This is a genomic window from Acinetobacter sp. neg1, from assembly GCF_000788125.1.
GTDB classification, from domain to species: domain Bacteria; phylum Pseudomonadota; class Gammaproteobacteria; order Pseudomonadales; family Moraxellaceae; genus Acinetobacter; species Acinetobacter vivianii.
In genome coordinates this window covers 225,906-236,996 of the sequence record NZ_JSZD01000004.1, presented here as the reverse complement: position 1 = coordinate 236,996, position 11,091 = coordinate 225,906, and the positions used below count along the sequence as shown (strand labels likewise).

Here is an 11,091-nt window from a genome sequence, read left to right as displayed (position 1 = left end):
ATGCTCAACTTCGCATCTTTCAACAATTCAATCTTGATACCATCTTCTGTGGTACGTGTGATCACGTTCTCACCGCTGGTCTTGTCTTCTGCTGTTGCAGCATCAGCTCCACCTACGATGTTTAACTTGTCACCCAACTTACGATGAACATCTGCACCTGCATTACCAGCAAAGTTCAAGCCTTTGTTTTCCAACTCGGTCTTGGTGTTATTGATCGTGTTGTTTAACTCGGTCTTGGTGTTATTGATCGTGTTGTTTAACTCAGTCTTGGTATCAGTGATCTGATTGGTTAACTGATCTTTAGTATCATTTAACTTGTTGTTAGTATCCGTGATCTGGTTGCCCAAATCTTTCTTCGCGTCGTCTAACTTGTTGTTGGTATCAGTAATCTGATTACCTAAATCAGTTTTGGTGTTATCAATTTTCTGGTCTAAATTGGTAATGTTTTGAGCATTCTCATTTACACGAGAATCAACATTTTTCAGCTGACGTACAGTCACTGCATCAGAGTCAGCAGAACCATCTTCAACATTGGTAATACGACGCTCTTTACCAGCAGAACCAACCGAGATTACACCATTTGACATTGATGCATCACGATTTGTCAGGAATGAGCTTCCTGTCGTTTCTGTCGCAACGGCATCTTGGCCTAATGCAACACTATTTTCTGCCTCAACTCGGCTGCGTGCACCTAATGCAACACCACCGACAACCATAGACTGGGCGCCTTGACCAACAGCAACGGCATTTTCTTGATCGGCAATCGCACCGCCACCAATCGCAGCAGAGTTTTTACCTGTTGCTTTAGCACCACCACCAACGGCAGCAGCATTTTCATTGCTTGCTTCAGCACCTTTACCAATTGCAGCAGCACTATCACCTTTTGCCTGTGCACCGCTACCAATTGCCGCAGCACCATTACCAGTTGCTGTAGCACCTTCACCTGGTTTATTGCCAGAGCCAATTGCCGTTGAATTTGTACCAGATGCAAGTGAGTTAATACCCATCGCCGATGCACCATCACCTGTAGCTTGAGCAACTGCACCAAATGCTGATGCACCTTTGCCCGCAGCATTCGACATTACACCAAATGCAGATGAAGCATCACCTGTTGCTTTAGATGTCATACCAAAAGCAGATGCAAAAGCACCTGTACCGACAGCCTGAACACCGACAGCTGTTGAACCATGTCCAGTTTCTGTAGTTGGATATTTACCAGCCTGTAATTTACCACCTGTAATTTCAGTGTATTTTTGGCTTAATTCAACATCACGAGCAATTTTGTCAACATCATCACCACCAATCGCTACAGATGAGTTACCACGTGCAATCACATCCGCACCAATCGCGATTGACTGGTCACCAATTGCTTTCGTCTGGTCACCAATTGCAATTGACTGATTGCTATAACCTGGTGTCATGCCAGCAGCGCCTTTAGTTGAAGAGTTACGACCAATCGCAACATCACCACTACCCACTGTCTCGCTTGCATTACCGACAGAAATTGCTCCAACACCAGCACCTTTTGCATGCGAACCGACAACAACAGCATCATAACCAGTTGCAACCGCTTCTACCCCTACAGCGATTGAGTTACGAGCTTTTGCACCATCATTTTCGTAGTTACCGCTTTGTACGCCATTATCATTTACGCTGACATAATGAGTACGTGCTGCTTTTAACTGGCCCACAGTCGCTGCGTCAGAATCTACCGCACCATCTGCTACATTTTGAATACGACGTTCTGCACCCACATCACCAACAGACAAAACTCCTGTTGGCGCGGCTTGTTTCGTCAAGAAACCTTCGCCCGTTGCTTGAGTCGCTTTTGAATCTTTACCTAAAGCAATACTATTTTCAGCTTCTGAACGTGCACCTTTACCGATTGCAACACCACCATCAAAAGCAGCTTCCGCTTGGTCACCGATTACAACGGCTTCATCTTTATTCGCTTTTGCGCCAGTACCAATCGCAACTGATTTTTTACCAGTAGATGCTGAGAATGCACCAATCGCCAAAGAATTTTCTTGTGTTGCAACCGCACCACCACCAAATGCAATCGAATCTTTACCCGTTGCCTTTGTCGCCATATTTTTTTGGTATTCTGCGCCCGCTTGACCAGCAACTGAACCTGCATTTTCAATATCTGGTGAACCAATTGCGATAGAACGATAGCCTTCTGCTGTTGCAGAGTGACCGATCGCTAAAGAGCCTTTTCCAGTTGCGGCAGCAACGTTACCAAGTGCTTGTGCATAATCACCTGTTGCTGCTGATTGGCGACCAATTGCTAAAGAGGTATTACCCGTTGAAAGCGCAGCTGTACCAATTGCAACTGCAGCAATTCCTTTCGTAGTTGCATATGAACCAATTGCAGTTCCAAAGTTTTCCTCAGTGGCGGCACCAGTCCCGAGACTGATCGCGCCGCCCTGTTTCATTGCACCAGCAAATGCGCCAGTTGAATTATTGTAAGGATTTTGACGATTTGCGATATTAGAAATACCAGTACCTTGTGTTTTTGAACCACAACCAATTGCGATATCGCGGTTACCAGAAGTGTTTGCTGCCCCCTCTGAACATCTAGCTCCAGAAATGGAAGTCCCGGATCCTCCTCCAGTATCAATTCCACTTGCAGCAAATGCAGCAGGAGAAAAACTAATTGCCCCGACCAAAACAGCGGCGGTTAAATTTGAAATTTTAGATTTAGTCTTGGTTTTACTTTTTGCTAGTTCAGAGGTTGCAACCCATGCTCCAATAGATGCATTCCAAACCACTTTATATACTTTGTTCATAAAAATTCTCAGACGTTTACTACAGTTATTGATGGTCTAAAAATGCAAATGAGCATTTTTAGTGTCAGCGCTAAAAAAGAGCCGCGGATGCTAATAAACCCGAGTAAATTGGTAAAGATCTAATGAACACTTTTTTATCAAATGTGAGACTTAATTCTCACATTCACAAAAAATCATGTGAAATAAATTCATGATTTAATTTAAAAAATAATTTTATGTTTGTTTTTTGTTTTTGTTTTGTTTCTTTTTACAAATAAAGTGAAAAGTAGAGCAAAAACTCCATAAAACAATAAAATTTAATATTCAATACCTAAAATTGTCATTAATTATTGGAATAAGTAATCAAAAAAACACTTATTAGCTGGAATAAAAATAACCACATCACTATAAATTTTTACTTATCAATCACAAAACACTGGGTTTTAGATATTGTTTGCTAAATCGAGTATGATTCTTTTATCAAAAACATTTCTCCAACCTTATGGGCCAAGATTTAAAATTATTAAGAAAACAGCTACGCTTTAAAAGAAGACAACTCTCGTCTTATGAACAAAAGCAAGCTGAGCAACAAGTTTTGATCCAGCTCAGAACATCCGTTCCCTTTAAAAATTCAAGAAAAATTGGGCTGTATTTACATGCCTTTGGCGAAATTCATACACGAAAAATTCTAAGCCTCTGTTTTCAACAAGGAAAACAGGTTTACTTACCCATGATCTGTAATATGAATCAGCGGCTGGTGTGGGTAAGAATTGATTCCAAACAGTATTTTAATCAACGTTTTTCACACCACCCTTTAGGTATGAAAGAACCCATGGCAAACCGCGGTCAACATGTTTCACATCTCGATCTGCTGATTATGCCGTTGCTGGCATGTGATTTCTCAGGCACACGTATTGGCATGGGAGGCGGTTTCTATGACCGCACATTGGCAAGTGCTCAACGGCGACCCTACCGTCTTGGTCTGGCTCATGACTTTCAATATGTAGAACAACCTTTATTAAGACAAAAATGGGATCAGCCGCTCGATGGATTGCTCACGCCTAAAAAATTCTATTATTTCAAACGCTAGCTTGCTCTTTTTGTTATCACAGCCTTAAATCTTGAGTAATTTAGTCTTTTTTTTATATTTTCTAAGTAAAAACCCTTGTAATTTTTAAAATGCACATCACTATAAAAAACATGGCAACACCGTTGTCACTCATTAGGAGTGCCCATGTCTGAATATATTTTAAATAATGAAACAAGCTTAGAGCCACAGGTTCCAAGTGTATTACCACTATTAGCGTTACGTGATGTTGTGGTGTATCCACACATGCAAATTGCGCTATTTGTGGGTCGTGAAAAATCGATCAATGCAGTGGATGTGGCTCGTAACAGTGACAATTTAGTATTTGTAGTTGCGCAAAAAGATTCGCTTACAGAAGAAATTGATCACGACAATCTCTATCAATATGGAACCGTGGCTAAAATCGTACAAGTCGTTAATCATGAGAATGATGAAAACTGCATTAAAGTACTGATCGAAGGTCTACATCGTTCTAAGCTAGAACGCATTATTGACGGAGAGGAATACTTAACAGCTGAACATCATTTAAGCCCAATGACATTGTCTTTGGATGAAGAGACCCAAGAAACTCGCTTAAATGAATTACGTACCCTTTTTGCTCAATATGCAGAAGCAAAATTACGTAATGCGCGTGAACTCGTCGCAGCAGCAAATAAAATTGAAGACTTATTGCAATTAATGTTCTTCGTTGCAACTCGTGTGCCTTTAAATATTGAAGTAAAGCAAAAATTTTTAGAGCACGATGAATTTGAAGCTCATTTGCAAGAGTTGATGAATTATTTGATGAATCAATCTGCTGAACAGCAAATTGAACAAACGCTGCACGACAGTGTAAAACGTCAGATGGAAAAGAACCAACGTGAATACTTTCTAAATGAAAAAATGAAGGTAATTCAACGTGAACTTTCCGATATGAATGGCGGTGCTGAAGATGACGTTGCAGAAATTGAAAAACGTCTAGCTGAAGCAGATTTACCTGAACACGTACGCAAGAAAGCTGAAGCTGAGTTTCGTAAACTCAAGGCAATGCAACCTGCTTCAAGTGAAGCCGCTGTTGTTCGCAACTATCTGGAAGTGATTTTAGATACGCCATGGAACAAAGCCAGCAAAGTTAGCATTAACTTGAATAAAGCTCAGGAAATTCTCGATACAGATCACTACGGCCTAGATGACGTTAAAGATCGTATTGTGGAATATCTGGCAGTTCAGTCTCGCGTGAAAAAACTCAAAGGCCCGATCTTATGTTTGGTTGGTCCTCCAGGTGTAGGTAAAACATCGCTTGGTGAATCTGTAGCAAAAGCAACAGGTCGCGAGTTTGTCCGTATGGCACTGGGTGGTGTACGTGATGAAGCTGAAATTCGTGGTCACCGTCGTACCTATATCGGTGCGATGCCAGGTAAGATCGTGCAATCGTTGACAAAAGTTGGTGTGAAGAACCCATTGTTCTTACTCGACGAAATTGACAAGATGGCACAAGATTATCGTGGTGATCCTGCATCAGCATTGCTTGAAGTATTAGATCCATCACAAAACAGCAAGTTCAACGACCATTATTTAGATCTTGATCTTGACCTTTCTGAAGTGATGTTCATCTGTACTGCAAACAGCATGAATATTCCTGAAGCCCTACTGGACCGTATGGAAGTGATTCGTCTACCGGGTTATACCGAAGATGAAAAAGTCAATATTGCTGAACGTTACCTTGTTCCGAAAGCAATTAAGAACAATGGTTTACGCACCAAAGAATTGACTGTTCATGAAGAAGCAATTCGTGACATCGTTCAACGTTATACACGTGAAGCGGGTGTTCGTAGTTTAGAGCGTGAAGTTTCTAAAATTGCCCGTAAAGTGGTGAAAGAAGCGGTAAGCAAGAAGTCGAAAAACTTACAGATCGACGTGACTTCTGCAAACCTTCCTGAATACTTAGGTCCACATAAGTTTGACTTTGGTATCGCAGAAGATGAAGCACAAGTCGGACGTGTAAATGGTTTGGCTTGGACGTCTGTCGGTGGCGAATTGCTGACAATCGAAGTTGCGGCTGTTAAAGGTAAAGGTAAATTCATTACGACGGGTTCGCTCGGTGATGTTATGAAAGAGTCGATTACCGCAGCAATGACAGTTGTACGTACCCGCGCTGATGAATTGGGAATTGAATCATCTCGTTTCGAAGAAACCGATGTTCACGTTCACTTACCTGAGGGTGCAACGCCAAAAGATGGTCCATCGGCTGGTTTAGCCCTTACGACTGCCCTTGTATCGGCATTCACAGGTATTCCGATTCGTCCAGATATCGCTATGACAGGTGAAACCAGTCTTGGTGGTCGTGCAATGCGTATTGGTGGTCTGAAAGAAAAACTTCTTGCAGCACACCGTGGTGGAATCAAACTGGTCTTCATTCCACAAGATAACGTTCGTGACTTGGCTGAGATTCCAGACAACGTCAAAGAAGGTTTAGAAATCAAAGCTGTGAAAAGTATTGATGAAATCTTACCTTTAGCGTTAACGGACACACCAAAACCTTTACCAAAAACACCGATTGTGAAACCGGTGGAAGATGCAAAGGCAGCGCGTCACTAAACTGTGAGTTGCAATAAAAAAGAGAGCTTCGGCTCTCTTTTTTTGTTACACATTATGGTTGAAAAATAACCAATATCTTGCATAATAAAATAGAGTCGATAAAACAAAGATCAAATTTGGCTCAATGAACTCATTTTAGTGCCATCTGAACTCCAGACGGATGGCTCTTTGATCGCAGCTCATACTCATTTTGAGCTGCGTTTTTTATGGGTGATCTAAAATAAGCTTTTGTATTTTTTATGACAAGATAAATCCCATGTTTTGCCCTATGCAGGTCGGCAGCCTTTATAATGTGTAGAATTTGCCAAATAAGCCTTAGTTATGAAAATTCGCATTCTTACCATTGGTCAAAAAATGCCAGCATGGGTACTCACTGGATTTGAAGACTATTTCAAACGCATTCAGCCTTTTGTACAAACGCAGGTCATTGAACTTCCAATGGCAAAGCGTGGAAAAAATGATTCTGAAGCTGATATTTTGAAATATTGCCAAATCGAAGGTGAAAGTATTCTAAATGCGCTCAAGCCAAATGAAACCTTGATTGCTTTAGAAGTTGGTGGACGCGAACTCAGTACTGAAAAACTGGCAGATACCATGAAGCAATGGATGCTTGAAGGCAACGATATTGCGCTTGCCATTGGTGGGCCAGATGGACATTCTGATGCGGTTCGTAAAGCAGCAGCGTGGCATTGGTCACTGTCTAAATTGACCATGCCCCACCCGATGGTTCGTATCTTACTCATTGAACAGTTATATCGTGCCATGAGTATTAACCATAATCATCCTTATCATCGGGCTTAAATACCGTTCTGATTTTAGAACAATATGTTGAAGTTTAATGGCTGTCACTGTCATCACTTTTTTGTCACGATAACCATGTCATTTTCACTAGGTGCACACACATGAACGCTCAGACCTTACCCGGACTATTTATCTCTCATGGTTCACCTATGCTTGCACTTGACCCAGAACAGGTTGGCCCAGCACTGCATCGTTTGGGTAGCAATCTGCCTAAACCAGAAGCCATTATTGTCATGTCTGCACATTGGGAAAGTCAGGCGCTGGAAGTCAGCACATCGACTCGACCAGAAACTTGGCATGACTTCCGTGGTTTTCCACCAGCACTTTATGAGATTCGCTACCCTGCTGCAGGCGCACCTCAGTTGGCCGAAGAAATACTGAAACGATTTGCTGAGGCTGGTTTAGCTGCACATGCCAATAGTACACGTCCGCGTGATCACGGAGTCTGGATGCCGTTATTACACATGTATCCAGACGCAGATATTCCTGTGATCGAAATCTCGTTACCCATACATATGAATGCCGATGATATTTATAAAATCGGACAAGTACTTTCACCTTTACGCGAACAACAGATTTTGCTGATCGGTTCAGGCAGTATTACCCATAACCTTGCCGAGCTTTCGTGGCAAGCAGATGCCGATGTACCCGTTTGGGCAAGTACTTTCCGTAATGCGGTTGTCAACAAACTCACACATCAGGATTACGATGCTGTGCTCGACTGGCCATCCCTCCCTTATGTTCAAAGAAACCACCCTTCTCTTGAGCATTTTGCGCCACTTTTCTTTGCCATGGGCACAGGTAATCGCTTCAACGTTGTCCATAGCAGCTTTTCAATGGGATCATTGGGAATGGATATTTACCGGTTCGATTAAATATCAAACTACATCACATAAAAACAAAATAGGCTTGCGTATAATATTAGCAAGCCTATAAATCCATTATATTTTTTAAAATTTACAAATAGAAACATTTAACGAACTTAATGCCTAAACGGATCACATGCTCTTTTTTTAAGAATACTTTAAGCTTATTGCTGTTATTTATTTCCCGTTGTTTTAAATATGAAAATTAAATATTTAGTTCTTGCATTACTTCCACTTTCTTTAATGGCGTGTCAAACAGTACAAAACGTGACTGACAACGTAATTTCACAAATTAATACAACTGCTGCAAAAAATTTGGCTGAATACAACTGGACTTACCAAGGTTCAAAAGCATCTAAACCTTTAGTTTTAGCATTTAGCGCAGACCAGAAGCTTTCAATCCAAACGGGTTGTAACAACCAAGGCGGTACTTGGAAAGTTGAAGACAATACCATTGTAACTTCTCCACTTGTATCAACCATGATGGCTTGTGCAGATGATTTAATGCAACAAGAACGTTTATCTTCTGATATTTTCAGCGAGAAAAAAGTACCATTTGAGATCAGCACTGTAAATGGTCAGGCAATCTTGACTGTTACTGATGGCAAAGGTCAAAAACACGTATTCACAGGTGCTAAAGTGACAAATAACAATGTGTTGACCAACTATACATGGTCATATCAACCTGCTGACACAAAACGTCCAATCGTATTAAGCTTCTTGGCAAATGACCGTTTATCTGTAGATACGGGCTGTAACCGTCAAAATACTTCTTGGAAAATTGAAAACGGTGCGATCGTTACAGGTGACTTAGCTTCAACATTGATGGCTTGTGAACCTGCATTGATGAAACAAGAGCAGTTTGCGGGTGATCTTTTACAAAAACGTAAAATCGCTTTTGAAGTAAATGCAACCAATCCAGAGCAACCGACTTTGGTTATCGCTGATGCAAAAGGCAAAAAATATACATTTGTTGGTAAAATGACACCTGAAGCAAAATACCAGTCTGAAGGTAAAACTGTTTTCTTAGAAATTTCACCAGAAACTAAATCTTGCACAGGCGTTGCTCCACAAACTTGTATGCAGGTTCGTGAAGTAAAATATGATGACAAAGGTTTAAAAACTTACGCTGACAAAAACTGGTCGCTTTACTACGGTCAAATCGAAGGTTTTGAGCACAATCCACAACAGCGTGTGATTGTACGTGTGAAGCGTTTTGACATTCAAAACCCAGCTGCTGATCAATCAAGCATTGCAGACGTATTAGATATGGTTGTTGAACAAGAGATTGTTAAAAAACCATAATTTATACCTGTAAATAAAAAAATCCGATGTCTTAACATCGGATTTTTTTATGGGAAGTCCCTTTTGATTTAAGGGAGGTTTTTAATAAATACCCTGCGCTAAAATTGCATCAGCAACTTTTACAAAACCAGCAATATTGGCACCATCAACATAGTTAATTAAACCATCTTCCTGCGTACCGTATTTAACACAGTTACGGTGAATCTCTTTCATGATTGCATGTAAACGCTCGTCCACCTGTTCAAAAGACCAACCTAGACGATTCGCATTTTGAGACATTTCTAGACCAGAGGTTGCAACGCCACCTGCATTTGAAGCTTTACCTGGTGCATATAAAATCTTCGCTTCAACAAACTTTTCAACAGCCTCAAGCGTTGATGGCATGTTGGCGCCTTCTGCCACGCAAATCACGCCATTTGCCAGCAAAGTTGCCGCATCTTCCGCTTTTAACTCATTTTGTGTTGCACACGGCAAAGCAATATCCGCAGGAATATGCCAAGGTGTTTGACCTTCAAAATATTCAAAACCATGTTTTGAAGCAAATTCGGAAATACGACCACGTTTTTCGTTTTTTAGTTCCATCACTTCATCAAGTAATGCTTTGCTGAAACCATTTTTCAAATAGACTGTTCCGTTTGAATCCGACAAGGTCACAACTTTTGCGCCCAAGAACATGGCTTTTTCTGCTGCATATTGAGCAACATTACCAGAACCTGAGATCGAAACCGTTTTACCTGCAAAGCTTTGACCACGGGTTTTCAGCATTTCTTCTGCAAAATAAACCGTTCCATAACCCGTTGCTTCTGGACGAGCCAATGAACCACCAAATGAAATTCCTTTACCGGTAAAAACACAAGAAGTGTCATTGCTGAGCTTCTTCATCATGCCAGTCATATAGCCAACTTCGCGACCACCAACCCCAATATCACCCGCAGGAATATCCGTATTCGAACCAAGATGACGATAGAGCTCCAGCATCAAGGCTTGGCAAAAACGCATAATTTCTGCATCTGATTTACCTTTCGGATCAAAATCAGAACCACCTTTACCGCCGCCCATGGGTAGCGTCGTTAAGGCATTTTTAAAGGTTTGTTCAAAGCCTAAAAACTTTAAAATCGATAGATTCACTGAAGGGTGAAAACGCATTCCCCCTTTATAAGGTCCAATCGCTGAGTTGTATTGCACACGGAAGGCACGATTCACATGAGTTTGGCCTTGATCATCCATCCATGAAACACGGAACTGGATCGCACGCTCAGGTTCAACCAGTCGTTCCAAAAGACCGTATTGAGCATACTTAGGATTTTTCTCAATGAACGGCCACAAACTTGTCATGACTTCTTCGACAGCTTGTAAAAATTCAGGTTGATTAGGATCTCTAGCTTTAACGTAATCGAGAAAGTCATTTAAGCTATTGTATTTCAACATTCACCCCCAAGTCAGTGATTTATCTTGGTGCGGAAAATGCACCAAAATAGAATATCGCATATATTTAATACAGATTACTATTCCATCACACTATTATTTTTTATGCCAATTTATATATATTTAAAAATCAAAAACTTAATTAAATAAATGTTCATTATTTTTATAATAAATATTGCCAGTATTGTCTAAAAATTGATGCCATATTCTGCTCATCTTCCTATTCAGCCAAAGCCAAGCATCAACAAATCGCACTAAAAAA

The 11,091-nt window shown here is 40.9% G+C and carries 8 protein-coding genes; 5 read left to right on the top strand and 3 right to left on the bottom strand.

All coding sequences use genetic code 11. The features are described 5' to 3' along the window. The coding region (locus PJ15_RS01045; protein WP_047426922.1) for an ESPR-type extended signal peptide-containing protein at positions 1-2,789 on the bottom strand (2,789 nt) is incomplete at its 3' end. A gap of 481 nt (positions 2,790-3,270) precedes the next feature. Here PJ15_RS01045 and PJ15_RS01040 point away from each other — a divergent pair. The 4 genes from PJ15_RS01040 (at position 3,271) to PJ15_RS01025 (ending at position 8,108) form a co-directional block, all read left to right on the top strand. Next, the gene (locus PJ15_RS01040; protein ID WP_047426919.1) at positions 3,271-3,858 is read left to right on the top strand and encodes a 5-formyltetrahydrofolate cyclo-ligase; all 588 of its coding nucleotides are present in this window, start codon (positions 3,271-3,273) and stop codon (positions 3,856-3,858) included. A 144-nt stretch (positions 3,859-4,002) separates the two neighbouring features. Continuing rightward, entirely contained in the window at positions 4,003-6,432 is a 2,430-nt protein-coding gene (lon, locus tag PJ15_RS01035; protein ID WP_004770206.1) for an endopeptidase La, read from the top strand. Positions 6,433-6,753: 321 nt separating this feature from the next. Continuing rightward, positions 6,754-7,233 carry a 23S rRNA (pseudouridine(1915)-N(3))-methyltransferase RlmH gene (rlmH, locus tag PJ15_RS01030; RefSeq protein WP_047426916.1) on the top strand — a complete coding sequence of 160 codons (480 nt, stop codon included), beginning with the start codon at positions 6,754-6,756 and terminating at the stop codon, positions 7,231-7,233. 101 nt (positions 7,234-7,334) lie between these two features. Next, on the top strand, positions 7,335-8,108 hold the full coding sequence (locus tag PJ15_RS01025; protein ID WP_004770210.1) for a DODA-type extradiol aromatic ring-opening family dioxygenase: 774 nt from the start codon (positions 7,335-7,337) through the stop codon (positions 8,106-8,108). Positions 8,109-8,116: 8 nt separating this feature from the next. Here the strand turns inward: PJ15_RS01025 and PJ15_RS18935 are convergent, their stop codons facing one another. After that, complete coding sequence (locus tag PJ15_RS18935; RefSeq protein WP_155766436.1) at positions 8,117-8,206, bottom strand: DUF3953 domain-containing protein; 90 nt, start codon at positions 8,204-8,206, stop codon at positions 8,117-8,119. A gap of 91 nt (positions 8,207-8,297) precedes the next feature. On the opposite strand from PJ15_RS18935, the gene PJ15_RS01020 reads away from it, so the two are divergent. Next, positions 8,298-9,404 (top strand): META and DUF4377 domain-containing protein, encoded by a 1,107-nt coding sequence (locus PJ15_RS01020; RefSeq protein WP_047426912.1) that lies wholly within the window; start codon positions 8,298-8,300, stop codon positions 9,402-9,404. 81 nt (positions 9,405-9,485) lie between these two features. Here the strand turns inward: PJ15_RS01020 and gdhA are convergent, their stop codons facing one another. After that, positions 9,486-10,832 carry an NADP-specific glutamate dehydrogenase gene (gene gdhA, locus PJ15_RS01015; protein WP_047426910.1) on the bottom strand — a complete coding sequence of 449 codons (1,347 nt, stop codon included), beginning with the start codon at positions 10,830-10,832 and terminating at the stop codon, positions 9,486-9,488. Positions 10,833-11,091 lie beyond the last annotated feature (259 nt).

Coding starts and splice junctions, on each gene's coding strand:
- gdhA (WP_047426910.1), bottom strand. CDS start 10,832: ATGTTGAAATACAATAGCTTAAATGACTTTCTCGATTACGTTAAAGCT.
- PJ15_RS18935 (WP_155766436.1), bottom strand. CDS start 8,206: ATGTTTCTATTTGTAAATTTTAAAAAATATAATGGATTTATAGGCTTG.
- PJ15_RS01020 (WP_047426912.1), top strand. CDS start 8,298: ATGAAAATTAAATATTTAGTTCTTGCATTACTTCCACTTTCTTTAATG.
- PJ15_RS01025 (WP_004770210.1), top strand. CDS start 7,335: ATGAACGCTCAGACCTTACCCGGACTATTTATCTCTCATGGTTCACCT.
- rlmH (WP_047426916.1), top strand. CDS start 6,754: ATGAAAATTCGCATTCTTACCATTGGTCAAAAAATGCCAGCATGGGTA.
- lon (WP_004770206.1), top strand. CDS start 4,003: ATGTCTGAATATATTTTAAATAATGAAACAAGCTTAGAGCCACAGGTT.
- PJ15_RS01040 (WP_047426919.1), top strand. CDS start 3,271: ATGGGCCAAGATTTAAAATTATTAAGAAAACAGCTACGCTTTAAAAGA.